We start from the raw sequence: 26,526 nt of genomic DNA on the forward strand, positions 1-26,526 counted from the left end.
GCCATTCATCTGCTCTTGCATGACGGACCTCGACAATCTGCTGGCACCGATCGCGGGAGACGATCCCTGCGGACCGGATGTCGAGTACAACGACGAAGCCCTGGAACTGGAACGCGCTCTCGTCGTGCGACCCGAAGCGCAATATGGCGAGCGCATCTACCCGCCGTCCGAGGTGGACTGGGAAGACGTGCAGCATCGGGCGCAAGCGCTTCTGACGCGCAGCAAGGATCTGAGGTTCGCAGCGGCATGGCTGCGCGCCGCAGTGCATCGCGATGGTGTTCTGGGCCTCGCCGACGGGCTGCGCCTGGCGGCATGCCTGCTCGATCGCTACGGCAAGCAACTCCATCCTCGCGCGCATCCCGACGATCCCGAGGATGAAGTTCTGCTGCTGAATTCGCTGCGCCGGATCGCGGAGGGCGAGGTGCTGGCCGACATCAGGGCCACGGCGGTGGCGCGCGGTTTCGATCTGACCGGCCGCCACATCGAGGTGGAGTTCTCACCGCTGTTGGCCGGAGATTCCGAGCCCATCGGGACCTTCGATGCACTGGAGGAGCTACGCCGCATCGCCGAAAGCGCGCCGCAGGTCCTGCAGGCGCTATGCGAGATCCACGAGACCGCGCAGTGGATCGCCCGGTATGGCTTCGACGAAGCTGGCGCACGCGAAGGCGAGTTCGAACACCTGCTGGGCCTGACCCAGGCTTTCGAGAATGCCGCGCAAGCCGTGAACGCATCGAGCGCCTTCATCCGACCCTTGCGACAACCCCTGCGGATCGAATCGACGCATCAAGCCCTGGCGCAGCTGGATCGCATCGATGCGTGGTTGGCGCGCACAGACCCCCGTCACCCGGCCCGCCTGCTGCTTCGACGCGCTCGCCGGATCATCTGGGGGGACTGCTGTGAACCCGAAGTGAACGAAATCTGAGAGGACCATGCATGCCAGCGGATTCCTACCTCAAGCTCTGTGATATCTCCGGCGAGAGCGTGACCATCGACCATGCGGGCGAGATCGATGTGTTGTCGTGGTCGTGGGAGTCCAACGTCGACAGTGACCAGCGCATGGCCTGCGGCCTGTCCCTCACGAAGAACGTGGATGCAGCGTCCCCGCTGATTCTTGCGTTGCACGTGAACCGCCTGCCCACGGAGGCGGTGCTGACGGTGGAACGCGCGGGTCCGTTTCGGTTCTTCATCCTGCGGTTGACGCTCGGCGATGTGCGCGTGGAGTCGATGCAAGTGTCCGGTTCGGGGGCAGACGGGCCTCCCATGGAGATGATCGTGCTGAGCTACCGCCGGCTCAAGATGGAATACCAGCCGCAAGGTCCCGATGGCCGCCCTCTCGACATCATCGAATTCGGCTACGAATTCGGCGGATCCGCGGTTCATCGCTAGACCGCGTACCTTGGGCAGCCCGGAAGAAGATCAACCATGGGCCATAGCCGCCGATCCGGCTGCCTGCTTGCGCTCTTGGTGCTCGGCCATATTCACCATGGCGCCACAGCGACAGACGCTGCAACGTCTCGACGCTACGAGGTGACGACGCTCACCGGCATGCCGCACCTCGACGAAAACCTGCGCTACGCGACCGTGACGGTGACGCGCTGCATCGACCCGCGGGACTTGTCGCGGGAATTCTGGATGCTCCACGACGTGTCGCTGCAGGGCTGCAGGCTGGTCAAGTCATTCGAATCCCAAGACGCGGCAACCTATGCACTGCAATGCGATGGCGGCCGCGCCACCACCGGCGATGCGCAGTGGCAATTCGCACCGGAGAAGCTCGTCGGCATGCTCCATGTGCGCCTGGGCGGCAAGAACATGACCTTCTATCAGCGCATCGTCGCCACGCCGATCGGCTCGTGCGAGTGAAACGGGCCGGCGCGCAGTGGGCCGGCGCCTCTTCGGGAGCGGAAAGGCGCCCTCGACCGCGTCAGTGACGCGTCAGCCGCGGGTCGCATGCTGCAGTGCAACATGCCTTCCGCCCGGAACCTGCAATTGAATCTCGAGGACCTGCTCGCTGACCTGCGCCATGCCCGCAGGCGCGACGATCTGGGTCGCCTGGCATTGGTGGCGTACTGCGAAGTCCGTCGTTGGGCTCGCGATGCGGGCGACCTCGTGCTGGCCGAGCATGCGTCCGACCTGATCACCGGCAGCCCACATGCGAGCCGGGAAGCCTTCCTCGTGCGCATCGACAAGCTGATCCAGGAACTGGCGGCTTTGCAACGCCAGACGAGCAGTGGGATCGAGTGACTCTTGGCGGGCGACTGTTCACGACTCGCCCGATGGATGGGTCAGGTATTGCTCTTCCCGTCGACCGAAGGCTCGTTCTTGCTGGCACCCCGCAGGTTGAGTGCCAATAGCCCCAGCTGCAAAACAATGAGCGCGTAGGCCTGGGCGTGCCAACCCCAGACGATCCACAGGACGTTGCTCGCCATGAAGAACCAGAAGCCCCAGTTTCGTTTGCGCCTGTTTTGTGATGCGACCAGCCAGGCGGCCAGGAGGGTGACGACCATGGCGGGCCACTGCGTGGCGTTCAAGAGAGTTTCCATGTGGTGCGCATCTGGCATGAGGGGGGTGTGGAGCGGACGGCGCCGCTGGATGGCTCACTCGGATATGTCGAGCCTGGCGACGATGTCCTCATGCGCGGCGTCGATGAGTGCTTCGAGCGATGCGCCGTCAACGGCAAGGCCGGGCTTGAGCTTCACGTGTCGCATGAACTTGCCTGTCCCCTCCAGCAGACCCGCTGGGTCTGCCAGCGCTGCGCCGTGGAAGAAGCCCACGTTGACGTGGGCCTTGTAGACATTGACATAGGCAAACGGCGCGTCTGTCACGCACACGGTGGGGCATCCGTCGTGCATGAGTTCCCGAACATCAGTGCCACAACCGCGCATCACCGCGAACCACCTTCGCGCAATGGAGCCCAGCACGCTCGGCTGCATGTCCAGCCACTTGTCAATCGCAGGCTCGCTTTCCACTGCTCCGTCAAATCTGAGAAATGCAGGCACCATGCAAACGTCCTTGAATCGGCTCGACGGAATGCTCAGGCGGCGTCGGCTGCAACCGGGCGATGCTGAGTGCCCGCGCCCATGGTGACAAACAGCATTCGACTGGGCGCGAGCACCTTGGCCGTGTGCCAAACGCCCTTGGGCACCACGACGGCAGCGCGCCCCTCCAGAGGAATCGTTTGTACGCCTTCGGGCTGTTCGAGCAGCAGCAGCGCCGAGCCGCAGAGCAAGTACACGAACTCATCGGCTCCGGGGTGCATTTCCCAGTTTGCCCAATCCGATGAGCACTCGAATTCGGAGATGAGCCACCCTCGACCGTAGAGCGCGGCCTCCCCTTCCGGAAGCGACCAGAACTGCTCGCCACCCGCAAGGATCTGGCTCGACCCGTTGGGGGCGAGGTGAACGTACGACTGAGCAGGGTCCAGGGCCATGAATCGCTCCGCGCCGTTGATGACGACCGCCTGATGATCCACCGCGGCGCTCTCAGGCGGCGACGCCGGCTGGAAGCATCCGTTCGATGGAGGTCAGGCCGCATTCTCTTCAACCTGGTCAATCCAGGAATTTCCATGTGTCCGCGCCGTCGAATCGCCGGACTCGAATGGACTCGAGGATCTTCGGGTCGAAATTCCGCAGGTTCACGCCCTGGTGAGCACCCGGTTCCGGATTCAGCGGTTCCCAATGCGTTGTGCAGCCGCAAGTGGCGCAACGCACTGTCTTGAGGGTTCTGTCGCCTTGAATGTATTCCTGGGTTTTCTCAGGATGACCCGCTATGCGGACAGTGCCGAACTCGTAGTAGGCCCAGAGGGTACCCAGGCGCCTGCAGATGGAGCAATTGCAGCTCGTGGCCTTCTCGGGGGCAGATGGCAACTCGATCGTGACAGCGCCGCAGTGACAGGTTCCGACAAGCATGGTTTGCCCTGGAGGAATCGATGTCGACAACTGTGCCACGGACTGGCCTGGGCGTTCACGTTGCGTGGGCGCGCCAGTTGCCCGCTGGTTGCTGAAAGGCTCGGTCATTGCCTTTCAAGGAGTGCAGCATGAAGAAATTCCTGGTCCTTTACCTGATCCCGCCTTCGGTCATGGACGAGTGGATGAAGACGCCTCCCGAAGCCCGCAAATCCGAAGAGGAAAGGATGTCGCGCGAGATTCAGGAGTGGATGAGCAGCCGCTCGAGAATGTTCAGTGATCCCGGCGCGGGTCTGGGCAAGGCGGTGCGTGTCATCCAGGGCAGTGCTTCCGATGCGCGCAACGCCTTGGTGATGTACGCCATCGTGCAGGGCGAGACCAAGGAAGCCGTAGCCAGGGACTTCCAGGATCACCCGCACTTGCAGATTCCGGAGTCGTCGATCGAGGTCATGGAGTTGTTCCCTCTGCCAGCCCCGGCCAAGGCCTGAGCCAGCCGTGGAAGGGGCCGGCACTGCTGCCGCCGACTTGTGTCGCGCCGCATGGCGCGCCGAACCCGCGCCGCAGGATCGGTGAGCGCGCGCTCATGCTGGCGCACATGGCCGTCGAACGCGCGTTCGAGTCCGACGATTCGTTGCGCCGGGCCGTGATGGCGCTCCGCCGCGCCGAGGTCGCCATCTCCGACCTCAATGATTGGGCGATCGCCGGGTCGCTCGAGAAAACACTTCAGCAAAGCATCATCAGCATCACGCCGGTGACCGCGAGCGCCAGCGTCCACCACTGGCGCACGGCATTCCCGCCCATCCGCGGGACACACGCGTTCACGCCACGGCACACGCCGGCGGCGATGAGGCCGGTGGTGGCCAGCATCGCGGCCGTGTGCACCCCGACCGCCGCCAGCGCCACCGCCATCGACCCCGATGCCGTGAGCTCACGCGCCGGGTTGTCCGCCAGGCACAGTGGCACGAGCGCGGGGACCAGCATCATCCCGGCGCCGTGTGCCGTCGCCATCAGAAAGGACCACAGCGCCAGGCCGACGTGACACGCCTGCGTGGCGATGGGCGTGCAGCGACCGGTGCCGCGCAGCCAGCGAAACGACGCCCCGGCGACGAGCAGCGCACCGGCCAAGCCCTGCACCTGCGCGCGGTCCATCGAGGCGCCCTTCGCCGTGGCCCACGCCACGAGCGCCACCGCGGCGGCGTGCCCGAGCGCGATGGGCATCAGCGCGCGCCGCACCTGGGACCTGTCGTTGGCACCCGCGGCCCAGGCGGCGGCGAACATCCAGCCGTTGGCCGGGCTCAGTCCATGCAGGGCGCCGAGACCGGCGATCGCCAGCCACGGCCACAGGGTCGCCATGGCACATGCATCCGGGCGTGGCTCGGGTCGACTCAGGTGTGCGAGGCGCAGCACGAACCGGCTTGCGGCGCCGGCTCGTACCGGTCGTGGTGGCGCACCCAATCCATCTTGTAGACCCCGTCGTGCTCGTCGCGTCCCTTGGGCGTGAGGTCGAGCAGGTTGTAGGTGCCCATCATCGCCTCCACGCCCCGCCCGTAGGTCGAGTAGGTGTGGAAGACGTCGCCTGCGTCGTTCCTGTAGAACACGCTGATGCCGGGCAGCTCCTCCGACAGGATCCGCCACGCGCCGTAGTTGTAGTGGAGCTCGCCCCGGGCCAGTTCCTGCGGCGTGAAGCTGACGCCGAAGTCGAAGTTGAAGTCGCTGCCATGCGAGGAGACCCACTTGAATTGCCAGCCCATGCGCTCACGAAAGCGCTCGATGTCCGCGAGCGGGGCGCGTGAGACGGCCAGCAGCGTGACGTCGCGATGCGCCAGGTGCACGTTCATGCCGTCGCTGTGGTCGGCCATGAAGGAGCAGCTGGGGCACCCCTGCTCCCAGCCCGGCCCGAACATGAAGTGCTGCACGAGCAGCTGGCGGCGGCCTTCGAACAGCTCGTCGAGGGTGCGCGGGCCCTTTGGCGTGTCGAACACGTAGCGCTTGTCGACGCGCATCCATGGCAGCGCGCGGCGCTCGCGCGCGACCTGGTCGCGCAGGTGCGTCAGCTCCTTCTCGCGCGCCAGCAGCGCCTTGCGCTCGGCGAGCCAGCGGTCCTTCGAGACGACGGAATGGTTCACGGTGTTCGCTTCATGGGTGGCGGTGTTCATGATCGGTGTGCTCCTGGTGACACTGTCAATGGACTTCATCGTTTCGCAGTCTTCGGACGCCGGACGGCGCGCACCTTGCCGCTCGATCCGCCGCCGCAATAGAACAGGTCGGCCCCGTCGGACTCCATGCCGCTGACACCGGTGCCGGGCGGCATCTCGAGGCGCTCGAGCACCGCACCGCTGCGGGGATCGACCCGGCGGATCTCGCTTTGGTCGCCGTCCCAGGTGCCGTGCCACAGTTCCCCGTCGACCCAGGTGACGCCGGTCACGAAGCGGTTGGATTCGATGGTGCGCAGGATCGCGCCCGTCTCGGGATCGATCTGGTGGATCTTGCGGTCGCGGTACTGCCCGACCCACAGGCTGCCCTCGGCCCACGCGAGACCCGAGTCGCGACCGTGCCCGGGCGCCGGAATCGACGCGAGCACGTCGCCGGTGGCCGGATCGATCTTGTCGATGCGGGCCTCGGCGACCTGGTAGAGATGCTTGCCGTCGAAGGCGGTGCCGGCGTCGCCGGCGTGTGCCAGCGTGCGCGCGACCTGGCCGCTCGCCGGATCGAAGGCCACCAGCGTGGCGCCGGTGGCGGCCCACACCCGATGCCCGTCGTGGGTGACGCCGTGGATCTGCGAGGCGCCTTCGAAGGGACCGTACTCGCGCACGATCTCGGCGGCGCGCACCGGTGGCGTCGTCTTCTCCTTCTCGCCGGCCGTGTGTCGGGAAGTGCTCATCGTCTTGCTCCTTTTCGGCGCTTCAGCGATGCGCCGTCGAAGCAAATCTACGTGAGTGGCAGCGCCGCGGGGAGTAACAAGATCGTCGTGAATCCGGCCAGCGGCGGCGCCAGCCAGCGCTGCGCGCGCGCCCGACCGATGGCGCGCACCCGCTGCGCCCCTTGCAGGTCGACCAGCGCGCGCTGCACCGTGCGCTGGCTCGCCCCGAGCGCCAATGCCAGGGCCGACGTGGACCAGGCGGCGCCGTCGGCCAGCAGCGCGAGCAGCGAGGCCTCGTCGCCGTCGATCGGCGGCACCAGCACCACGACGTCCTGCGCGCCGTTCGCCTGCAAGGGCGTGAGCGCGAAGCCGCGTGCACTGGCCTCGATGCGCGCCAGCGGTGCCGCGAGCGCGCGCAGGCGGCCGATCTCGACACGCAGGCGCGCGCGGTGGGTCTCGTCGGGCCGGCGCGTGCGGAAGGCGCAGGCGATGAGCGTGCCGCGGTCGACGTCGCCGGGCCATGCCTGCGCGAGCGCCCGCGCCAGCGCGAACAGCACCGGGCGGCGCGACAGCGGCAGCCAGATGCCGCCGGCCCGCAGGCCGCGGCGGCAGGCGTCGACCACCAGCGCGCCGGAGTCGAGCAGGTCCTCGACCTGGTCCAGCCGCAGCGGCTGGTCCGGCCCGCCCGCGTGCAGGCGCCGGGCCGCCGGACGTTCGAGCACGGCGCGCGCCTCGGCGGCCTCGGCCACCAACGCAGGGATGCCCGCACGCTCCGCCGCTTCCTGCGCTCGCGCCAGCGCATCACGCGCCGGCTGCGTGCGCAGCGAGCGCATCGCGAGCTCGGCCGCGGCGAGCTCGGCCACTGCCGACAACGACGGCGGCACACGGCTCGTGTCGACTTGCGCCAGCGCCGCCGCAGCTTCGTCGATGCGCCCGAGCAGCAGCAGCCGGCGCACGGCGATCAGCCGTGCGTGCAGTGCGTTCGCGCGATCGGCATGCGCCTCCAGCGTGGACAGCGCCGCGGCCAGCGCGCGCGGCGATCCGTTGAGATCGCGGGTCGCGAGGGCCACTTCCGCCTCGGCGACGACGCAGCGCGCGCGGTACAGCTGCTCGTGGGCACCGAAGCCGCGGGCGGCGCGCCGCAGCAGGTCGCGGGCCCGCGGGTGTTCGCCGAGCTGGGCCATGGCGATGCCGCGCAAGGCGAGCGCCGGCGGGTCGTCGCGAAGGCTCACGCGCTTGAGCGCGCCGATCGCGTCGCCGGCGACGAGGGCGCGCGCGGCGGCCGCGATGAGGGAATCCATCGCGACAGGTTACCGCGCGCCGCGCCACGAGTGCGGCGCCAGCGCGCGCTCAGTCCCTCTGCCGCACGAGCGCGAACGCGCGCAGGGCCGAGCCCGTGCCGCCGCGCACCTTCAACGGCGGAGTGACCACCGTGAACTCGTAGGCGCGGGCCGCCGACAGCTCCTCGAGATCGAGGTTCTCGATGATGAAGATGCCGCTGTCGGCGATCAGCCGCATGTGCACCGGAAAGACCTGCAGCTTGCCGTTCACGGTCGCAATGGGCGGCCGCTGCTCGAACGTGAGCGTGTCGTCGCCCACCACCCGCGCGCCGTGGCGGATGAGGAACTCCGCCGCGTCGAGGCCGGGTCCGGGAGACGAGCCGCCGGCATACAGCGCCGGCTGCGCGGAGAAGTAGGCCCCCCACCCCGTGCGGATGAACACCGTGTCCCCCGGGCGCAGCTTCACGCGTTGCTTCTGAGCTGCTTCCTCGAGGTGCCTGGCGGTGATCTCGAAGGCCGGCGGCAGCGGGGTCGAGTCGCCCTGCACCATGCGCGCGACGTCGAGCAGGACCCCGCGATTGACCATCAGCTCGTTCGGGAACTGGTCGATCGCAAGGTGTGCGCCAACCCCGCTGGCCCCCAGGCCCGACAGGTCGGCGGTGGCGGCCGCCGCATCCACGCCGCCGAAGAGCTTGCCGTCGCGGCCGATGTGGCCGATGGCATCGATGCTCGGCGCGCCGTGCTGGCCGCTCCACTGCATGATCTCGGCCGTGAAGGACAGCTGGCCGCCGTCGTTGAAGGCACCGCGGGTGTTGGCATGCGTGGCGGACAGCGTGAAGGCGTAGGGCGGATTCACCGAGGCGATCGGCGAGCTCGCGTCCCAGGTGTGCGAGAGATCGATCACGCGCGCCTTGCGAGCGACGTTCCACAGCTCGGGGCCGCCGCTGCGATCGTGCTCGTCGCGCTCGCCGGCCTGCACGGCCGGCGCTGCCAGCGCGGCGCAGGTGACGATGAAAACGGCAGCGCGCACAGCCCATCCGCTGCGCCGCGTCGCAGAGTCGAATCTGTTCATGGAGTGTCTCCTCGGTCGTCGGCATGTGCCGGGGCCAGCATGCGCCCCGGGCCGGGATATGGCAACTCGGTGTACGTGCGCCCACGCCGCGCGCGCCTCCAGACAAACCCGCTCCGCCCCTGCGCTCAGCAGCGCGACACTTTCGGCGGGCGGTCATGCGACCGTCTTCCCGCGCCTGCGCGCTGACGCCTCGAGGACTCGCCATGACAGCCCATCGCACCTCGCCGAGCCGCTTCCTGTTCGTCGTCGCCGCGATGCTCGCGCCCGGCCTCGTCGCAGCGCAGGAGGCCACGCTGCGCATGGTGAGTGCCTTCGCCGAGAACGGCATCTACGTCCAGCACCTGCAGAAGTGGCTGCAGACGTTCAACAGCGAGGGCAAGGGCACGCTGCAGATCAACTTCATCGGCGGCCCCAAGGCGATCCCGACCTTCGAAGTCGGCAATGCGGTCAAGTCGGGCGTGGTCGACATGGCGCTGTCGACCGGCGCCTTCTACACCAACGTGATGCCCGAGGCCGACTTCCTCAAGCTGACGCAGGTTCCGGTAGCCGAGCAGCGGCGCAACGGCGCCTTCGCGGCCATCAACGAGCTGTGGATGCAGAAGGCGAACATGGTCTACCTGGGGCGCATGGTCGAGAACCAGCCCTTCCATCTCTACCTGAACAAGAAGATCGACAAGCCCGATCTCACCGGGCTCAAGATCCGCATCACGCCGGTCTACCGCGACTTCTTCGCCGGCCTGGGCGCCAGCGTCGTGACCACGCCGCCGGGCGAGGTCTACACCGCGCTCGAGCGCAACGTCGTCGACGGCTACGGCTGGCCGATCGGCGGCATCTTCGACCTCAATTGGCACGAGAAGACGAAGTACCGCGTCGACCCCGGCTTCTACGACGCCGAGGTCTCCATCGTGATGAACGTCGATGCCTACCGCAAGCTCGACACGCGGCAGAAGGCCTTTCTCGACAAGCAGGTGGCCGCGCTCGAGGCGATGAACGGCTTCTGGAAGACCTACGCCGCCGACGAGACCGCGCGCCAGGAGAAGGCCGGAATCCAGACCATCCGCTTCGATGCCGCCGGCACCAAGGCGTGGACCGACAAGGCCTACGAGGCGGGCTGGGCAACGGCGATGAAGGCCAATCCCGACTTCGCGCAGAAGCTGAAGACGCTGACCGCCAAGTGAACGCAGACGGCGCGATCGTGGAGCGCACGAGCGCCGGTCCCGGCCGCGGCGAGGCGGTGTACGGCGCGCTGATCGAGGCGCTCGCGCTCGTTGCCAGCCTGTTGCTGCTGGCGATGATGCTCGTCATCTGCGCCGACGTGCTCACCCGCAACGTCGTCCTGCCGGGCCTGCCTCGGGGCATTGCGTGGAGCAACGAGGTCTCCGAGCTGTTGCTCTACCTCATCACCTTGCTGGCGGCGCCGTGGCTGCTGCGCGAAGGGCGTCACATCCGCGTCGACATCATGCTGCGCGTGCTGCCGCCCAGGCTCGCGTATGCCTGCGAGTGGATCGCCGATCTGCTCGGGCTCGGCTGCTGTGCCTGGATGACCTGGTACGGCAGCGCCGCCGCCGCCCGCAGCCTCGCCGGCAACGCGCTGTCCATCAAGACGCTCGTCATGCCCGAGTGGTGGTTCATCGCCCCGCTGCCGGCGTGCTTCGCACTCCTGGCCATCGAGTTCGCCTTTCGCATGCGGCGGCTCGCCCATTCGGCCCACGCGCCGCGGCGCGACGCGGTGAGCGCGGCATGAGCGCGCCGGGCCGCTCCCAAGCGCTCATTCCGGAGCGCGCAGCGCGCAGGGGTCCAATGAGCGCGCCGGGCCGCTCCCAAGCGCTCATTCCGGAGCGCGCAGCGCGCAGGGGTCCAATGAGCGCGCCGGGCCGCTCCCAAGCGCTCATTCCGGAGCGCGCAGCGCGCAGGGGTCCAATGAGCGCGCCGGGCCGCTCCCAAGCGCTCATTCCGGAGCGCGCAGCGCGGAGGGTTTGTGCAAGGCGCGCGCCGCGCAAGGTTGTCCGGTGACCTGGCAGCTCGCCGCCTGGCTGCTCCTCGGCGGGTCCACCGTTCTGCTGTTCCTCGGCCTGCCGGTCGCGTTCTCGTTCCTCGTCATCAACCTGCTGGGCGCGTGGCTGTGGCTCGGCGGCGAGCCCGGCATGGTGCAGCTGGCGCGCAACAGCGTGAGCTCGGTGATGAGCTTCTCGCTCACGCCGATCCCCCTCTTCGTGCTGATGGGCGAGGTGCTGTTCCACACCGGCCTGGCGGTGAAGGTGATCGACGGCATCGAGCGGCTGATCGTGCAGGTGCCCGGACGCCTTGCCGTCGTCGCGGTGGTGTCGGGCACCGTGTTCTCGGCCATCTCGGGCTCGACCATCGCCACCACCGCGATGCTGGGCTCGCTGATGGTGCCGGTGATGCTCGCGCGCGGCTATCACCCGACACTCGCCACCGGCCCCGTGATGGCCATCGGCGCGGTCGACATGCTCATCCCGCCTTCGGCGCTGACCGTGCTGCTGGGGTCGCTGTCGGGGATCTCGATCTCGAAGCTGCTGATCGGCGGCGTGCTGCCGGGGCTCGTGCTGTCGGCCGCCTTCGTGGCCTACATCGTGGTGCGTGTGCGGCTCGACCCTGCCCTGGCGCCTCACAGCGAGCCGGTGAAGCATCACGGCTTCGAGCGGCTGCGCCCGCTGGTGGTCTACGTGCTGCCGCTGGTCTCGATCTTCGGCGTCGTCGTCGGCGCCATGGCTGCCGGCTGGGGCACGCCGACCGAGTCGGCGGCGATCGGCGCACTGGCGACCGTGGTGCTGGCGATGGCCTATCGCGCCCTCACATGGCGCATCCTGCTGCAATCGCTGAAGGGCACGGTCGCCGTCTCGGCGATGATCCTCTTCATCATCATCGGTGCGACGACGTTCGCGCAGATCCTGTCGTTCTCGGGGGCCTCCAATGGCCTGGCCCAGATGATCACCGGCAGCCACCTGCCGCCATGGGCCGTGATCGCCGGGATGATGCTGATGCTGCTCTTTCTCGGCATCTTCGTGGACCAGGTCAGCATGATGATGATCACGCTGCCCATCTTCATGCCCGTGGTGCAGGCGCTCGGCATCGACCTCGTCTGGTTCGGCGTGCTCTTCCTGATCTGCATGCAGCTCGGCTTGCTGCTGCCTCCGCACGGACTGTTGCTGATGACGATGAAAGGCGTGGCACCGCCGCAGGTGACCATGCTGCACATCTTCCAGGCGGTCGTGCCATTCGTGGCGATGAGCCTGCTGCTGCTGGTCCTGGTGTTCTTCGTGCCGGCAGTGGCGACCTGGCTGCCCTCGCGGGTCGGCGCCTGACTCCATCGGCGGAGCGAACGGGAGAGGGCTCCCCCTTCAATTCGGCTGCGGGCTCGCCGTCTTCTTGAGCGGATCGTCCTCCGGACGCAGCACGGCCAGCAGGTCGGACGTCGTGCGCAAGATGAGCTGCGCGCCCGCTCTCCTGAGCTCAGGCTCGGTGCCGAACCCGCACAGCACGCCGATCCGCTGTGCACCGGCGGCCACGCCCGTGCGGATGTCGATGGTCGTGTCCCCGATCATGAGACAGTCCTGCGGCGCCACACCCATCGCGGACGCGGCGAAGCGCAGCGGCTCCGGATGCGGCTTCATGCGGCGGGTGGTCTGCGCGCCGATGACGGCCACGAAATGCTGCCGCACCCCGTAGTGCTCGAGAAACCTTTCCACCCGCGGCGCCGTGCCTGTCGAGATGGTGCACATCGGGAAGTGGCGGGCCAGCGCGACGATCATCTCCTTCACGCCGGCGATCATCTCGTGCGGCACTTCGTCGATGGCCTGCGGATTTCGTGTGCCGGCCGGATCGGCGCCGCGCTTCCTGATGGCCCGCAGGCGATGGCGCAGCGTCGCGAGCGGCACGTCGAGGCCCAGCTCGTCGAGCTTGGCGTACGCCGCGTGCACGGGGGTTTCCGCCGCCATGACCGCCTGCCGCGCGAGCCGTTCCGCGCGGCGGCCGCTCACCAGGGGCACGGCGTCCAGCAGGCCGGCCAGCCGCGCGACGATGTGGTCGTCGGTGTCCGAGAGCGTGCCATCCACGTCGAAGCAGAGCGCGCGCACGAGGGTGGGATCCAGGACCATGCCGTCGACACTAATCGTTCCCGACGTCCAACGCCGTGCCGTCCGCCTTGCCCTGCGCAAGCGGCAGGGGCTTCGCTCGTGCGTCAGCGGGCGTGTGGTTCAATGCCTGCAAATGCGCCACGCCACCCATGCACCGGTGAGCGCGCCACGCGCCAAGCCGCTGAAGCGCCCTTCGCAGGCGCGCGCACGCTTCACGGTGCAGGCGATCTACGACGCCTTCGTCCGCATCTGGCAAGCGCAAGGCTGGGAACGGCTCACCACCCGCGCCGTGGCGCTCGAAACAGGCATCTCGGTCGGCACGCTCTACGAATACTTTCCCAACAAGCAGGCGCTCCTGTCCGGCTATGTGCGCCAGGGCATGGACGCGCTGCTCGCCGCCATCGACAAGCAGGTCGTGCAGGCCAACGACGCGCCGTGGCAGGAACGGCTGCACCACCTGCTGCGGCTCACACACGGCATCGACGCGCCGGAGCTGCAGTACTACGACTCGAAGATGCTGGCCCTCGAGCATCAGATCGCCGAGCCCAAGCACCACCGGCGCGTGCATGACGAGATCGTCGGTGCCTGGTCGAAGGCGCTGAACGCGTGCGCCGACCTGCCGTACCCGCCGTCGGCGCTCACGGTGCAGACGCTGTGCCTGTCTGCGTTCGGCGGAAGGCGCTACGTGTTGCTCGTCCATGCCGACGACAAGGCGACAGCGCGCGCGTGGGCAGCGGAGCTGGAGCGGCAGTGCCAGCTGGTGCTGACCCTGCCGCCGCAGGCGCGAGCCCCGACCGCAAAACCGAACAAGGGCATCGCCAAGGCCTAGCGCGCGGGCTCGCGCAGGCCCTCGAAGCGTGGGTTCACCGGGCGTGGCTGACCCCGTTCAGCGCCCGCAGCCCGACGCCGGCTTTCCGAACCCGCGCACGACCGGCGGTCGATAAAGTCTCCCGCAGCGATGGCAGTTTTCACGCCCATCGACACCAACCCGGAGACATCGATGAATACCCATGCGGCGCGTGCGCCCGGCACGCAACATTCGCTTCCCAGGACCGGCGCCGACGACGCGCTGTATTCCAAGGTCAGCTGGCGGATCATTCCGCTGCTGATCGTCTGCTACATGGTCGCCTACCTCGACCGCATCAACATCGGCTACGCGCAACTGCAGATGAAGCAGGTGCTGACGTTCAGCGATGCGGTGTATGGCCTGGGCGCCGGCATCTTCTTCATCGGCTACTTCCTGTTCGAAGTGCCGAGCAACCTGATGCTCGAGAAGATCGGGGCGCGAAAGACGCTGCTGCGCATCATGTTCTGCTGGGGCATCGTCGCCGCGGGCATGATGTTCGTGCAGACGCCGACGCAGTTCTACGTGCTGCGCTTCCTGCTCGGCGTGTTCGAGGCCGGCTTCTTCCCCGGCATCATCCTGTATCTCACCTACTGGTATCCGTCGGCCCGGCGCGGCCAGATGATCGCCGTCTTCATGGCCGCCACGACGGTGGCCAACGTCATCGCCGGCCCGCTGTGCGGCGGCATCATGAAGTACATGGACGGTGCGCAAGGCCTGGCCGGCTGGCAGTGGCTGTTCCTCGTGCAGGGACTGCCCGCCACGCTGCTCGGCATCGCCGCCTACTTCTACCTGCAGGACAAGCCTGAAGACGCCCGCTGGCTGAGCTCGGCCGAAAAGAAGACGCTGCGTACCAACCTCGAGCACGACGAGAAGCATGTGGCAACGGCCTCGCACGCGAGCCTCGGCCAGATGTTCCGCGATCGCAAGGTGTATGTGCTGGCGCTCGTGTACTTCCTGCTGCTCGGCGCCACCTACACCATGGTCTTCTGGGTGCCGACGCTCATCAAGAGCTGGGGTGTCGCCGACCTGATGCAGATCGGCCTGTACTCGGCGTTGCCGAGCCTGATCGGCGTGTTCGGCATGGTCCTGATCGGCCGCAGTTCCGACAAGCACGGGGAGCGCCGCTGGCACTTCGCCGCCAGCGTGACCCTCGCCGCGATCGGCCTGGGCATCACGACGGTGACGCAAGGAAACCTCGGCGCCTCGTTGGCGGGGCTGTCGCTGGCGGTGATCGGCATTGCTTCGGCAACGCCGCTGTTCTTCACCGTCACCACCGAGTACCTGTCGAAGGCGGGAGCCGCCGCCGGCATTGCACTCGTCAGCAGCCTCGGCAACCTGGGTGCCGCGGCGAGCCCCGCCGTCACCGGTGCGATCACCGCGAGAACCGGCAGTCCCGTCTACAGCATGTACCTGGTGATGGGCCTGTACCTGCTGTCGGGAATCGTCCTGCTGCTCGCCGTGCGCTCGGCCAAGACGCGCAAGACATCGTCCCACTGAGACAAGCGCATGGACCACCTGAGCAGCATGGATGCATCGTTCCTGCATCTCGAAACCCCGGAAACGCCGATGCATGTGGGCAGCCTCATGCTGTTCGACTTGCCCGAAGGCTACCGTGGCGACTACTACGACGACGTGAAGGCGCAGATCGCGAAGCGATTGCACCTGGCGCGGCTGTTCCGCCGCAAGCTCGCGACCATGCCTTTCGAGCTGGCCGACCCGGTGTGGATCGCCGATGACGACATCGATCTCGATTACCACGTGCGCAGCGTGACGCTGCGCCAGCCGGGCACGCTGGCGCAACTCGAAGTGCTGGTCGCCCGGCTGCACTCCAGCCTGCTGGACCGCAGCCGCCCGCTGTGGGAGGTGTACGTCATCGACGGGCTGGCCAGCGGCCAGATCGCCTTCTACTCCAAGGCCCATCACAGCGGCGTCGACGGCAAGGCGGGTATCGAAATCGCCAAGGTCTTCTACGACCTGACGCCGCAGGCCCGCGAGGTGCGACCGCCCGCGCCCGCGCGTGCGGCCAATGCCTATCAGCTCGGAGTGGCCGAGCTGCTGCAGGCCGCCGTTTCGAACTCGGTGGCGCAGTACGCCAGGCTCGCCAAGATGCTGCCGCAGACGGCCAAGGCGCTGGGTGGCACGGCGATGCAGCTCGTTGCCACCCGCAGGAAGGCACCGCGCGAGCGCAGCCTCGGCTTGAAGATGGCCCCCAGGACGATCTTCAATGCGTCGATCACCAACCAGCGCTCGTTCGGCAGCCTGTCGGTGCCGTTGCCCCAGCTCAAGACGCTCGGCAAGCGGATGGGCGGCACGCTCAACGACGTGGTGATGGCGATGTGCAGCGGCGCGCTTCGGAAGTTCCTCCACGAGCGCGATCTGCTGCCGCAACGAGCGTTGATCGCGCTGGTTCCGGTGAGCCTGCGCGAGGCCGACGACAGCTCGAACAACAACCAGGTGTCGGCGATCCGCGTGGACCTCGCCACCGACATCGGCGACCCGGCGAAGCGCTTCCACGCGATCCGCGAATCGTCGGAGGCGTCGAAGGATCTGATCGGCGGCCTCAAGCCCGTCCTCGGCGCCGACCTGCCGATCGCCGCGTCGCCGTGGCTGATGTCGGGCATGGCTTCGCTCTACGGCCGATCCAACCTCGGTGCACGTCTGCCTCGGCTGGCCAACGTGACGATCTCCAACGTGCCGGGGCCACCCGCGCCGCTCTACATGGCCGGAGCGCGCATGGAGCACTACTACCCGGTGTCGATCCCGTACCACGGCGTGGGTCTCAACATCACCGTGCAGAGCTATGCCGGCAAGATGGAGTTCGGCGTCACCGCATGCCGACGCTTGCTGTCGCAGCCCGAAGTGCAGGAGCTCACGCAGCACCTGCTTGCGTCGCTGCACGAGTTGCAGGAACTGGCAGCGGTGGCCGAGGGCGAAACCATTCCAGCGGCGACATCGCCTGCGCCCGAGCCGAAGAAGCGTGGCGACGAGGCGCGTGTCCAGTCCGAAGCCACCCTCATCGACCCGGGAGGCGATTCGCGCGCGCCGCGCCGCTTGACCTGGCTCGGGTCTTCTCAATTCGTTCGGTTTGTGCCCCAATCGGCACGAGACCGTCCAGACGCCGGGCCGCATGCGCACACTATCGACTGTTGACCTCGTCCTGGAGCCGCTGACCGTCGGTCATGCGGAGGCGATGTTCGAGGTGTTGCGTGAGCCCGCGCTCTATCGCTACCTCGACTACCCGGCGCCGTCATCGATCGAGCACCTTCGAAGCGTGTATTCAAGGATCGAGGGCCGCAAGTCTCCCGACGGGAAGCAACTTTGGCTGAACTGGGTCGTTCATCCACCCGGGGCAGCGCCGATCGGCTACGTCCAGGCGACCGTCACGGCCCGGCAGACGGGCTGGATCGGCTTTGTGTTCTCCAGCAAGCATTGGAACCGCGGCTACGCGACACAAGCTGCCCGAGCCGTCGTGGAGCATGTTGCCGCCGCCTACGGCGTTGTTCGCTTCCTGGCCACGGTCGATGCGGAAAACCAGCGGTCCATTCGCCTGCTCGGACGCCTTGGCTTTCACGAAGCAACACAAGCAGAGTCGCAGGGCCACGACCTGTCACCGAACGAGCGTCTGTTCGTCCGGTAGGAAAACTCATGTCGGACGTCGGGCTCACCCATGTTGCGCTGCCTGCCCACTCGCTTGCGGCCAGCGTCGCGTTCTATGCGAAGTACGCGAACATGCAAGCCGTGCATCGGCGTCCAGGGGTGGTCTGGCTGAGCGACCGGACAAGACCGTTCGCCATCGTCCTCATCGAGACGTCCGGCGAGATCAAGCCCCTGCTTCCCATGGCGCACCTGGGCGTCGGCGTGCGCTCGCGCGAAGAAGTCGACCGGCTTTGCCAGCTCGCGCGAGACGATGGATGCCTGGCTCGAGAGCCGGAGGATTCAGGTCCTCCGGTCGGCTACTGGGCGTTGATCCGGGATCCCGATGGTCACACCCTTGAGGTGGCGTATGGTCAGGAACTCGGCAACGCAGTGGCGGTCGCTGCCTGACCGTCCCACCGGGACGCATGGGGTGTGAAACATGTACGAGACGAGAGCTCAGCCGCCTTTGCCTCGCTCGGCTTTCGCCAGGCGCCTCGCGCTCCACGTTTCACTGGCGGCTGGCCTCTTGCTCGCCTCGCTGGCACTGGGCATGACCGGCTATGCGCATTTCGAGCACCTGTCCTGGCTGGACGCATTCCTCAATTCCGCCATGCTGCTGGGCGGCATGGGGCCCATCGATGCGCCGCGAACCAGCGGTGGCAAGCTGTTTGCCGGCCTCTACGCCCTGTACGCGGGCCTGGTCTTCGTCGCCACGGCAGCCATCCTGTTCACGCCCGTCCTGCACCGGTTGCTGCACAGGTTCCACTGGAGCGAACGGCTCTGATGCCGCGCCATGAACAACACGCCGGACCCTTCCACCGAATGAACGACACACTCCAGACCTACCACGGATCCTGCCACTGCGGGCGCGTCACCTTCGACCTGAACGCCAAGCCGATCAGCGCCGTGATGGACTGCAACTGCTCCATCTGTCGGCGCCGCGGTGCGCTGTGGCATGGAGCCTCCGATGGCCATCTGCGAATCACCAGCGGCGAGGAACACCTGCAGCTGTACCAGTTCGGCACCATGACTGCGAAGCACTACTTCTGCCGGCATTGCGGAATCCAGCCGTTCGTGCGCCCGCGGCTGGACCCCACCCGTTGGGCCGTCAACGTTCGCTGCATCGACGGCGTCGACCTTTCCGCCTTGAACGTTCGCACGTTCGACGGCGAGAACTGGGAAGCCGCCGCCCAGGCTTTCGTGCAGGGCGTCCGGCGAGCTGCCGGCTCGCATCCTGATCAGAGCGAGAGCTCCCGACTCGCACCATGAGCTATCTGCCCCTTCGGTTGCAGCCCGGCGTTGATCTCCGGCAATCGCTCGAGGCCGCGCTGAGTGCGGGCGGCGAATCGTCTGCCTTTGTCGTGTCCGGCATCGGCAGCCTTTCAAGCGCACGCCTGCGCTTCGCCGGGGAGGAGTCGGAGACTTCATTGGCCGGGATGTTCGAGATCCTCTGCCTCGCCGGAACCCTGACGCGGGACGGCGCGCACCTGCACATGGCGATCGCCGACCGGCACGGCCGGGTCGTCGGAGGCCACGTGTGCTACGGCAACACGGTCCGCACCACCGCCGAGGTTCTGCTGGCCCATCCGCAGGACTGGAGGCTTTCCCGCGAGCTCGACGCAAGCACCGGCTTCAAGGAGCTCATCGTGCGATCCGGCGGATGACGAGTCAGTGTCCTGTTGGATAGCCCGGTCGCACTCGCACCTTCTTCGCCACTCCCGACGGCTCGAACAGGATCACCAGTTCGGTGGCGGCTCGCGAGGTCCTGTCGGCGCCGGGCCATCGATAGACCCACACTTCATGACCGCTGTCGAATGGGATGACGATGGCCTGGCCCAGCGCGGCGGAGACGTCTGCCCTGGTGCTCTTGCCGATGGCGATCATGTCCATGGCGGCATGCGGCGCGAGAGATTGGCCCGTCGGCGTGCGAACCGATCCGCGGCCTTCCTGCAGGGACCCCAGGTTTGCGTGGCCGGCGCATGCCGCACACAGGGCCGCCGAGAACCCGGCGATGCAAAGCGCAAGGGGCCTGGTCACGGTCGGTCGTCCATGTACTCGAACTCGACCCGCGTGTCGTCCGGCCAGCTGTGGTCGCCCAGCGGAAGAAAGTACGTGCGGTCGATGAGCATCTCGCAGTCGCAATACGGGAGGTCATCGCCGAGGCCGGGGTCGTCGCTGGCCATCGCGTACAGCTGGTCGATGGGCAGGACCTCACGGCGTGCGCCGGCGACCAGCGTCACGCTGAACAGCGGCCGCTCGGCAAAGAAGAGGTACTTCGCCTCCTTGCTGTCGCAGTAGCTCATGGTGTCGGTGAACAGGTCTGCGATGCGGCCGATGGGGCTGCTGTTGGACACCAGGTCGGCTTCCAGTCCCACCTGGCATTCCAGGCGAAGGTCACCCAGCCGCCGGCTGCCGGCAGGCACTCCGGGTGTGCGGATCTCGGTGCGCCACGTCATGCTCAGCCGCCTGCGATTGGGCGAGACGACAGCGTCTTCCTGCAGCGCCTTGGGGTCTCGCGCCAGCACGAAGGTGTGATCCGGCCCCACAGGAACTTCGTAGGCGAACGTGGACCCGATGACCTCCAGGACGATGCGGTCCATGTCGGTTCCGGGCTTGCGCGGCAGCAACTTGAAGCGCAGCGATGCATGGGGCGCGAGGGCGGCCCGCGCCCGCTCGAAATGGTCCATGCCCCGGATCATCTTTCGATAGGACTTCTCCACCGGGTCGCTCGACGTTCCCTTGACGGTGACCTGGGGCAGCGCGTAGCGGGGCTTTTCCTGCGCGCACGCGGCGGTGCAGGCCGCGATCAGTGCGATCCGCATCGCCCGGCCCAGCATGCGGGAATGAAGACCGACGCCTGACCTGCTCATCCGAATGCATTGCTCCCAGCTTGGCCAAGCTTCCGATGACAAGCGTTTGAGGATCGGGCTATGTCCTCGGCAGTGTCACGGTGAAGCGCGTCCTGCCGTCCGCCGACTCGACGCTCACACTGCCGCCATGGGCCAGCGCGATCTGGCGCACGATGAACAGGCCGAGCCCGAGGCTCTCGCTCTCGCCTGGCGCATCGGCTGCCGCGTGGCGGCGCAGCGGCTCGAACAGCGCGTTCATCAGGTCCTTCGGGATGTTCGGCCCGCTGTTTTCCACCGAGAGCTGAACCTGGGCATCGTCGCCGCGCAGGGTCACTCGAACCATGCCGCCCGGTTCACCGTACCTGGCGGCATTGATGACCAGATTGCTCACCACCTGCCTGAGGCGTGAAGCGTCCCAGCTGCCCCGCGTGACACCGTCTGTCCGGAATTCGATCGTCGACGCGGGCAATGCCGCGCGCAACAACTCGATCTCCTCGCGACACACCGTTGCCAAGTCGACCGGCTCGGGGCTGACCCGGATGCCGATGGCGAGTGACGTGCGGTTGTAGTCCAGCAGGTCATCCAGCAGCTGCTTCATGCGCTGACCGCTGCGAATGAGTTTCTCCGTGTGCTGGCTTGCCGGCGTGCCCGCGCTCATTGAGGAGATGACGTGCGACGTCAGCAGGACCGCGTTCAGCGGGCCGCGCAGGTCGTGGCCGAGCACGCCGAGGAACACCGCACGCCAGCGCTCGACTTCGCTGGTGAAGTAGTCGACCGACTCGGCGATGGCCTGATCCATGGCCTCGTTGAATCGGCCCGTGTCTTCCATCGCATCGGGCCCGTACGCCGCCGCATCGGCCCACAAGCGCAGCACGCTTGCGCGCAAGGCACGGTATTCGGCCACCAGTTGCCGGATGGTGAAGCCTCCGGTGGCGCGCAGCAGCGCATGGGTCTGCGCGGCCGTCTCCGTTGCCCCCGGCAGCGCGGGCGCCCTGCCCCTGGACTTCGCCGACTGCTCCACGCGGGTCTGCGGCGTGCGCAGATCCCTGGCGATGGCTTGGAGGATCTGCTCGGCATGGTCGCGCAGCGCCACGGCGTCCAACTCGCCCGCGGCGGGCAGCAGTGACGAGGCAAACACTTCCCACTCGGCGAGGATCGCCGGCATGTTGGCGTCGATGAAGTCCGCGAGCCGCATTTTCGATGCCTCCCGCGGGGAGCTTACATGCGAATCTCGTTGCCGCATCCCCCCCGATCCGAGCACTCGGCGGCGCGTCGGGCCGTGGCCCGCGCCGTTGCCCCGACACAGTGCGCTAGCGGCGCTTGCGCTTTTTCGGGCTTGCCGGCGGCGCCCAGCCGGCCGTCCAGACACTGAACATGTCCTTCGTGGCCTTGGTCATCGCCGCGGTGGCCTGGCGTTTTGCCTGTCCGGCGGCGTGGCCGCGCAGCGAGCCCGCTGCGGCGTTGGCTCCGCTCAGCCACATGCTCATGAACGGATTCTTCTTCAACCAGGGGTTGGCCATGTCGATCTCCTTGTGGTCCTAGGCTGCCAGGCGGCCGGCCTCTCCGGCCAGCTCCGTCCCGGGCGCCCATCGGTACGTGGCCGACACGGTGTCGGACGGCGAACCCTCGCTGTTCATCTGCTGGCGGTAGGCCACCGAACTCCTGCCCTCATCCGGTTCATCGACGAAGCGGGTGCCGTCCTTGCGCATCGACGATTCCGCATCGATCACCTTGCGGAGGTAGTCGCGATGGCTCTTGAACTCGATCAGGTCAGGCAATCGTCCGTCGCCGAGCACTTCGGCCGGGTCACGACGCTCGTGCTCCTTGAACAGCGCGATGACCGCCTGGAGGTGTCCCAATTCATAGTCGAGGAAACGTTCCCAGATCGCCTTGATGCGCGGATTGCTCTCCTGCTCGACACAGGCGCTGTAGTTCCACACCTCGCAGGCCTCCTGCAACAGCATCTTCTCCAGCGGCGACTCATCCGGGTTGATCATGCTGCCGTAGTGAACGATGTGCTGCGACTCGATGGAGGCGATCTCGGCATAGAGCTGGCGCGCCAACGGATCCGTGAACAGCGGCCCGATGTTCATGTAGTAGTCGTGCGTCTGGTATTCGCCGCCGGTGAGCGTCAGGGCATGCAGCTTGGTGGCCAGCGACGCATCGCGCGCGTAGGGCTCGAGCAGATCGTGTTCGGGCGCGCGGTGATGCACGCTCGTCGGCCTCGCCGGCACGATGTCGGTGTGCCCTTGCGTGATGTTGTTCGCGTCCTTGCCTTCAAGGCGGTCGAGCAGTGCGCTGTAGCGATAGAGGTGGTCGAAGTCTTCGAGCAGCGCGTAACGGTATCCCTGGGCGAGGTACGGGTCCGACTCGAGCTGGGCGACCGAGGCCGTGACCTCGATGGCCGTCTGCTCGTAGCCGATCGTCGTCTCGATCGGGGAATGGTCGGCGCCGATGAGCCAGTTCACGAGGGTCGCCTGATGCTGTTCGGCGCGCATGAGCTGCGCAATCTGCGCGCGCAGGGGGCCGTTGGTCCGCAGCATGACCTGCTTGATGCGCAGCGAGTCGAGTTCCACGCCATTCATCAGGATGGCCCGCACACGGGTGAAGGCGTCGTCGTCGAGCTTGCTGATCGGATTTCGAACCAGGTCTTTCCAGCTGAAGTGCTGGCGCTCCAGCGACTGACCGCGCTCGGTCAACAAATTGATGGTCATTGGGATCTTTCTGGAGGGGTTCAGGCTGCTGACGATCGGGATTCGTCGTGGACGACAGCGGTCAGCCACGCCTTGATGATGGTGAGGTGCTCCTGCTCCTGACCGAGGGCGCCCAGGAACCGGCCGGCGAGATCGGACTGGCCCGCCTGGTCGGCCAAGGTCGCCAGCATTTCCCAGCCCGCGTTGTCGGCGAGCTCGACTGCCAGCATCGCATTCAGACATTGGGCAAGCGTCGTCCGGGGGTCGTTGAGCACCTGCATGAAGCCGCTGGAGGCGACTGCGGTGACGTCCGCACATGGCGTCTGCGCCGTGGGGTCGCCTCCCATCGTCGTCATGGCATCGCACAACAGGTTGAAGTGCTCGAACTCCTCCCCACGAATTCGTTCGAGGGTCTCGGCCGGATCCTCCGTCAGCGCGGGGGCGTCCTCCTCCAGCAGCAGCGTCACTGGCGGCAGGACGCCGCCGGCCTGCTGCGCGGCGTGGTACTTGAGGATCAGTGCGTCGTACAGCCGAACGCCCGCGCGCTCATACGCCAGACGCTCGCCGATCTTGTCGAGAAAGATCGTGGGTTGGCCGCCCTTCAGCTGCGCAACACCGGCCTTGACGACGCCCTTGAGCGACACCGGCGACGGCACGGAACCGACGGCTTCGGCTTCGGCAATGAAGGCGAGCTTCTGGGCCTCCATGCCGGAGGTGTCGATCTGGATGAAGGGCGTCAGCGCCTCGGCTGCTTGCTTCATCGCTTTCAAGGCGGCGGGCGACTTGGCCGCCCCGGTGAGGTTGGGGCCCAATGAAGTGGGTTGCATGTGGTCTCCTGACTGCTTGAGATGTCGATCCGGATGGCAAGCCGTGTGCCTTGGCAGGCGTCTCGCATCCCGGGCCCGCCTGCTCCAGCCCTGACGACGCGCATCGACGCGCGGTCACGAGCGACCAGCACACCGCGTTACATCGCGGCACGGGCATGGAAGGCTTGCGGCAAGCGGCGATTTCCGTTGAAGGCATGTCGCAGCGCAGTGCCGCTTCTCGCGGCCCACTTGGCGTGTGGGGGGATACCGATTGCCACTAAGGTGCATGCCTTCCTGTGCCACGCACAGCCTGCTACGCAGGTGCAACCCCGCTGCGCGGTGCACCTGCTGACCGAGACCCCCATGACCTCTTCCCGAATCAAGACTTTCGCCACATCCCGTTCCGGCGCGATTGCCGGCGCTGCTGCTGTCGCTGCCGCCGCCACCGCCCTGTGGGTTCAACGCAAGGCGAGAGCCGCCGAGCGCGAGCATCCGCCATTGGGCAGGCGCATCGTGGTCGACGGCGTCGGGGTTCACTACGTCGAGCGCGGCGCCGGGTCGCCGGTCGTGCTCATTCACGGCAATACCGTGTCGCTGGCGGACTTCCAGGCCAGCGGCCTGTTCGATCGACTGGCTCGAAACCACCGTGTCATCGCGATCGACCGTCCGGGCTTCGGCCACAGCGATCGCCCACGCGACAGGCTGTGGACCCCCGCCGCGCAAGCCGAACTGCTGCGTGCCGCGCTCGCGCAATTGGGCGTCGATCGACCCGCGATCGTCGCCCATTCCATGGGCACGCTGGTGGCGCTGTCCATGGCGTTGAACCATCCGGCCCAGGTGCGCAAGCTGGTGCTGCTGTCGGGCTATCACTACCCCGCGGTTCGCGTCGATGCTCTGCTGACTGCACCGGTGGCGCTGCCCATCCTGGGCGATGTCATGCGCTACACCGTGACCGCGCTGGCGGCCCGCGCGACGCTCAAGCGCGTGGTCAAGGCCATGTTCGCGCCGCTGGACGTCCCGCCCGGCTTCTTCACGGAGCTGTCGCGCGAGATGATGCTGCGGCCCTCGCAGATCCGCGCGAACGCCGAGGACGCCACCTTCATGATGCCGGCCGCGGCCAGCCTGGCGCCACGCTATCCGGAACTGCGCATGCCGATCACCATCATGGCCGGCGCTGCCGATGGTGTCGTGGACCCCGAGGCCCATTCGGTGCGCCTGCACGAGGACGTGCCCGGCAGCGACCTCTTCGTCGCGGCCGGAAGCGGGCACATGGTGCACTACGCCGCATCGGAAGCGATCGTGGCAGCGTTGACGGATGACGCCGTGAACGACTCCGTCATCGAGCCGGAGGAGGCCCCGCTCGCAGTGCTCGGATAACCGAGGCCCCGCCGAGGGGCTTGGGGTTTTGCCAGTGACCCGGCCATGCGCGGGTCACGCCATGCGGTGCTTGACCGGAGCCACCGAGCGAGGGGCGTCCTGGTCGTCCAGGACGAGATACTTCACGACGCCCCCGTCGGTGGCCTCGACCATCAGTGCGAGTTCGGGTCGCAGCGCCGAGATGCTGACGGCGCTGCGGCTGTCGATGACATATCGACGTCCCCGTGCGTCCCAGCAATGGGCCAGTCCCAGCTCGGCGTCGAGCCACTTGACGACCACGCAGGCGATGTGCAGCCGCTTGGGGCGGCGGCCGTTCGCGGGAGTCGAGCGCTCCCGCCTTCGCGCCATGTCTGCAGCGTCCTGCCATTTCTCCGCACGCGGCTTCGGCACGCGTGGCGATGTCGGCGGCGGGTGCGACCCCACGCCTGCAGGTGGCTGGCGTTCGCCGTCCATGCTTCGGGTGGTCGCCGTGTCGCGCCGCGCGCTGGGTGCCATCGGGTCTCCGTGTCTTTCACCCTCCCGGCAATCGTCATGCCGTAGGGTGTCAGACGCGACCGACGAGCGATCGCGACAGGTCCCGACAGCCAGGGGGCGCCGCCTTGGGCAATATTTCGTGGCGCATGTCGAGAGGCCGTGCGCCCGGAGCAAGGCGGGCCTGGAGCCGTGCAACTTCCCGTTGTGGTCTGGGGGAGCCGTGAGCGACACAGCGGTGCTCAGCAAGATCGTCGAAGGTGTCGAGTTCACCGTTCTCGACCGGCTCGTCACGGTGAGAGCCGTGATCCTTCGAGACGCTCTCGAGAGCTTCTTCGGCGCAGATGCATCGCCGCAAAGCTGGCTGCGCGCCTACCGCGAACACCGACAGGTGATCGACAAGGCGGCTGCCGATCGATACCGAAGCGGGGCCGGCCCGACGCTCACGATCCTGACTGCCCGGCGTCCGCAAGACTTCGCTCATCTGGCCGCTCGCCGAGAGCCGTAACCCGGTCCAGCCGCAACTTCCAGCGGCGTTCCGACGAATCCCGTGACATGCGCAACGAATGGCGCGTTCGTCGCCATCGCCGGCGGACGCCATTTGCGCGGAAGGCTCCGGCACTCACCCCCTGAACA

At 67.3% G+C, this 26,526-nt stretch carries 34 protein-coding genes; 18 read left to right on the top strand and 16 right to left on the bottom strand.

The genetic code is table 11. From position 1 onward, the window contains the following. Positions 1–19 precede the first annotated feature (19 nt). From P7V53_RS20810 to P7V53_RS20825, 4 genes are all read left to right on the top strand, one after another. Positions 20–922: a type VI secretion system ImpA family N-terminal domain-containing protein gene (locus P7V53_RS20810; protein ID WP_280151422.1), complete on the top strand. Its 903-nt coding sequence runs from the start codon at positions 20–22 to the stop codon at positions 920–922. Between the two features lie 11 nt (positions 923–933). Continuing rightward, positions 934–1,386 carry a type VI secretion system tube protein Hcp gene (locus P7V53_RS20815; RefSeq protein WP_280151423.1) on the top strand — a complete coding sequence of 151 codons (453 nt, stop codon included), beginning with the start codon at positions 934–936 and terminating at the stop codon, positions 1,384–1,386. Positions 1,387–1,545: 159 nt separating this feature from the next. Beyond that, positions 1,546–1,860, top strand: a complete 315-nt coding sequence (locus P7V53_RS20820; RefSeq protein WP_280151424.1) for a hypothetical protein — start codon at positions 1,546–1,548, stop codon at positions 1,858–1,860. Positions 1,861–1,947: 87 nt separating this feature from the next. Beyond that, positions 1,948–2,241: a hypothetical protein gene (locus P7V53_RS20825; RefSeq protein ID WP_280151425.1), complete on the top strand. Its 294-nt coding sequence runs from the start codon at positions 1,948–1,950 to the stop codon at positions 2,239–2,241. Between the two features lie 41 nt (positions 2,242–2,282). Here P7V53_RS20825 and P7V53_RS20830 read toward each other — a convergent pair whose 3' ends face one another. From P7V53_RS20830 to P7V53_RS20840, 3 genes are all read right to left on the bottom strand, one after another. Beyond that, on the bottom strand, positions 2,283–2,528 hold the full coding sequence (locus tag P7V53_RS20830) for a hypothetical protein (protein ID WP_348273442.1): 246 nt from the start codon (positions 2,526–2,528) through the stop codon (positions 2,283–2,285). Between the two features lie 66 nt (positions 2,529–2,594). Further along, a complete protein-coding gene (locus tag P7V53_RS20835) occupies positions 2,595–2,999 on the bottom strand; it encodes a DUF1801 domain-containing protein (protein WP_280151427.1) in 405 nt (134 codons plus the stop codon). A 32-nt stretch (positions 3,000–3,031) separates the two neighbouring features. Beyond that, on the bottom strand, positions 3,032–3,427 hold the full coding sequence (locus P7V53_RS20840; RefSeq protein ID WP_280151428.1) for a cupin: 396 nt from the start codon (positions 3,425–3,427) through the stop codon (positions 3,032–3,034). A 606-nt stretch (positions 3,428–4,033) separates the two neighbouring features. Between P7V53_RS20840 and P7V53_RS20845 the strand changes: the two genes are divergently transcribed. Next, a complete protein-coding gene (locus P7V53_RS20845; RefSeq protein WP_280151429.1) occupies positions 4,034–4,390 on the top strand; it encodes a hypothetical protein in 357 nt (118 codons plus the stop codon). 235 nt (positions 4,391–4,625) lie between these two features. On the opposite strand, the gene P7V53_RS20850 is transcribed toward P7V53_RS20845, so the two are convergent. Genes P7V53_RS20850 through P7V53_RS20870 form a run of 5 tightly spaced genes read right to left on the bottom strand, consistent with a single transcriptional unit; the run spans position 4,626 to position 9,114 of the window. Then, a complete protein-coding gene (locus P7V53_RS20850) occupies positions 4,626–5,255 on the bottom strand; it encodes a hypothetical protein (protein ID WP_280151430.1) in 630 nt (209 codons plus the stop codon). A 32-nt stretch (positions 5,256–5,287) separates the two neighbouring features. Next, positions 5,288–6,058 carry a thioredoxin family protein gene (locus P7V53_RS20855; protein ID WP_280151431.1) on the bottom strand — a complete coding sequence of 257 codons (771 nt, stop codon included), beginning with the start codon at positions 6,056–6,058 and terminating at the stop codon, positions 5,288–5,290. Between the two features lie 35 nt (positions 6,059–6,093). Continuing rightward, positions 6,094–6,783, bottom strand: coding sequence for a hypothetical protein (locus P7V53_RS20860; RefSeq protein WP_280151432.1), 690 nt, complete (start codon positions 6,781–6,783; stop codon positions 6,094–6,096). A gap of 47 nt (positions 6,784–6,830) precedes the next feature. Next, positions 6,831–8,063: a helix-turn-helix domain-containing protein gene (locus P7V53_RS20865; RefSeq protein WP_280151433.1), complete on the bottom strand. Its 1,233-nt coding sequence runs from the start codon at positions 8,061–8,063 to the stop codon at positions 6,831–6,833. Between the two features lie 49 nt (positions 8,064–8,112). Next, a complete protein-coding gene (locus P7V53_RS20870) occupies positions 8,113–9,114 on the bottom strand; it encodes a cyclase family protein (protein ID WP_280151434.1) in 1,002 nt (333 codons plus the stop codon). A gap of 203 nt (positions 9,115–9,317) precedes the next feature. Between P7V53_RS20870 and dctP the strand changes: the two genes are divergently transcribed. The 3 genes from dctP (at position 9,318) to P7V53_RS20885 (ending at position 12,440) form a co-directional block, all read left to right on the top strand. Continuing rightward, positions 9,318–10,292, top strand: a complete 975-nt coding sequence (dctP, locus tag P7V53_RS20875; protein ID WP_280151435.1) for a TRAP transporter substrate-binding protein DctP — start codon at positions 9,318–9,320, stop codon at positions 10,290–10,292. Then, complete coding sequence (locus P7V53_RS20880; RefSeq protein ID WP_280151436.1) at positions 10,289–10,858, top strand: TRAP transporter small permease; 570 nt, start codon at positions 10,289–10,291, stop codon at positions 10,856–10,858. Before dctP ends, P7V53_RS20880 begins: the two co-directional genes overlap by 4 nt. A 265-nt stretch (positions 10,859–11,123) precedes the next feature. Then, entirely contained in the window at positions 11,124–12,440 is a 1,317-nt protein-coding gene (locus P7V53_RS20885) for a TRAP transporter large permease subunit (protein WP_280151437.1), read from the top strand. 36 nt (positions 12,441–12,476) lie between these two features. Here the strand turns inward: P7V53_RS20885 and P7V53_RS20890 are convergent, their stop codons facing one another. Continuing rightward, a complete protein-coding gene (locus P7V53_RS20890) occupies positions 12,477–13,232 on the bottom strand; it encodes an HAD family hydrolase (RefSeq protein WP_280151438.1) in 756 nt (251 codons plus the stop codon). Positions 13,233–13,344: 112 nt separating this feature from the next. Here P7V53_RS20890 and P7V53_RS20895 point away from each other — a divergent pair, with 112 nt between their 5' ends. The 8 genes from P7V53_RS20895 (at position 13,345) to P7V53_RS20930 (ending at position 19,358) form a co-directional block, all read left to right on the top strand. After that, positions 13,345–14,040, top strand: coding sequence for a TetR/AcrR family transcriptional regulator (locus P7V53_RS20895; RefSeq protein ID WP_280151439.1), 696 nt, complete (start codon positions 13,345–13,347; stop codon positions 14,038–14,040). A gap of 171 nt (positions 14,041–14,211) precedes the next feature. Next, on the top strand, positions 14,212–15,555 hold the full coding sequence (locus P7V53_RS20900) for an MFS transporter (protein ID WP_280151440.1): 1,344 nt from the start codon (positions 14,212–14,214) through the stop codon (positions 15,553–15,555). A 9-nt stretch (positions 15,556–15,564) separates the two neighbouring features. After that, complete coding sequence (locus P7V53_RS20905; protein ID WP_280151441.1) at positions 15,565–17,208, top strand: wax ester/triacylglycerol synthase family O-acyltransferase; 1,644 nt, start codon at positions 15,565–15,567, stop codon at positions 17,206–17,208. Continuing rightward, on the top strand, positions 17,186–17,695 hold the full coding sequence (locus P7V53_RS20910) for a GNAT family N-acetyltransferase (RefSeq protein WP_280151442.1): 510 nt from the start codon (positions 17,186–17,188) through the stop codon (positions 17,693–17,695). Before P7V53_RS20905 ends, P7V53_RS20910 begins: the two co-directional genes overlap by 23 nt. 8 nt (positions 17,696–17,703) lie before the next feature. Beyond that, on the top strand, positions 17,704–18,102 hold the full coding sequence (locus P7V53_RS20915; protein WP_280151443.1) for a VOC family protein: 399 nt from the start codon (positions 17,704–17,706) through the stop codon (positions 18,100–18,102). Between the two features lie 118 nt (positions 18,103–18,220). Further along, entirely contained in the window at positions 18,221–18,478 is a 258-nt protein-coding gene (locus P7V53_RS20920) for a two pore domain potassium channel family protein (protein ID WP_280151444.1), read from the top strand. 38 nt (positions 18,479–18,516) lie between these two features. Then, positions 18,517–18,963, top strand: a complete 447-nt coding sequence (locus tag P7V53_RS20925) for a GFA family protein (RefSeq protein WP_280151445.1) — start codon at positions 18,517–18,519, stop codon at positions 18,961–18,963. Further along, complete coding sequence (locus P7V53_RS20930) at positions 18,960–19,358, top strand: DNA-binding protein (protein WP_280151446.1); 399 nt, start codon at positions 18,960–18,962, stop codon at positions 19,356–19,358. Before P7V53_RS20925 ends, P7V53_RS20930 begins: the two co-directional genes overlap by 4 nt. A 4-nt stretch (positions 19,359–19,362) precedes the next feature. Here P7V53_RS20930 and P7V53_RS20935 read toward each other — a convergent pair whose 3' ends face one another. The 6 genes from P7V53_RS20935 to P7V53_RS20960 form a co-directional block, all read right to left on the bottom strand. Continuing rightward, the gene (locus P7V53_RS20935) at positions 19,363–19,584 is read right to left on the bottom strand and encodes a hypothetical protein (RefSeq protein WP_280151447.1); all 222 of its coding nucleotides are present in this window, start codon (positions 19,582–19,584) and stop codon (positions 19,363–19,365) included. Between the two features lie 143 nt (positions 19,585–19,727). Beyond that, positions 19,728–20,516, bottom strand: coding sequence for a hypothetical protein (locus P7V53_RS20940; protein WP_280151448.1), 789 nt, complete (start codon positions 20,514–20,516; stop codon positions 19,728–19,730). 106 nt (positions 20,517–20,622) lie between these two features. Further along, positions 20,623–21,786: a sensor histidine kinase gene (locus P7V53_RS20945; protein WP_348273443.1), complete on the bottom strand. Its 1,164-nt coding sequence runs from the start codon at positions 21,784–21,786 to the stop codon at positions 20,623–20,625. 67 nt (positions 21,787–21,853) lie between these two features. Further along, positions 21,854–22,063 carry a hypothetical protein gene (locus P7V53_RS20950; RefSeq protein WP_280151449.1) on the bottom strand — a complete coding sequence of 70 codons (210 nt, stop codon included), beginning with the start codon at positions 22,061–22,063 and terminating at the stop codon, positions 21,854–21,856. 18 nt (positions 22,064–22,081) lie between these two features. After that, a complete protein-coding gene (locus tag P7V53_RS20955) occupies positions 22,082–23,257 on the bottom strand; it encodes a hypothetical protein (RefSeq protein ID WP_280151450.1) in 1,176 nt (391 codons plus the stop codon). Between the two features lie 20 nt (positions 23,258–23,277). Then, complete coding sequence (locus P7V53_RS20960) at positions 23,278–24,063, bottom strand: ferritin-like domain-containing protein (protein WP_280151451.1); 786 nt, start codon at positions 24,061–24,063, stop codon at positions 23,278–23,280. 342 nt (positions 24,064–24,405) lie between these two features. On the opposite strand from P7V53_RS20960, the gene P7V53_RS20965 reads away from it, so the two are divergent. Further along, the gene (locus tag P7V53_RS20965) at positions 24,406–25,419 is read left to right on the top strand and encodes an alpha/beta hydrolase (RefSeq protein WP_280151452.1); all 1,014 of its coding nucleotides are present in this window, start codon (positions 24,406–24,408) and stop codon (positions 25,417–25,419) included. 54 nt (positions 25,420–25,473) lie between these two features. On the opposite strand, the gene P7V53_RS20970 is transcribed toward P7V53_RS20965, so the two are convergent. After that, on the bottom strand, positions 25,474–25,767 hold the full coding sequence (locus tag P7V53_RS20970; protein WP_280151453.1) for a hypothetical protein: 294 nt from the start codon (positions 25,765–25,767) through the stop codon (positions 25,474–25,476). Positions 25,768–26,113: 346 nt separating this feature from the next. On the opposite strand from P7V53_RS20970, the gene P7V53_RS20975 reads away from it, so the two are divergent. Beyond that, positions 26,114–26,398, top strand: coding sequence for a DUF1488 family protein (locus tag P7V53_RS20975; RefSeq protein ID WP_280151454.1), 285 nt, complete (start codon positions 26,114–26,116; stop codon positions 26,396–26,398). The last annotated feature ends 128 nt before the right edge of the window (positions 26,399–26,526 follow it).

It is taken from the genome of Piscinibacter sp. XHJ-5 (assembly GCF_029855045.1).
GTDB lineage: Bacteria > Pseudomonadota > Gammaproteobacteria > Burkholderiales > Burkholderiaceae_C > Albitalea.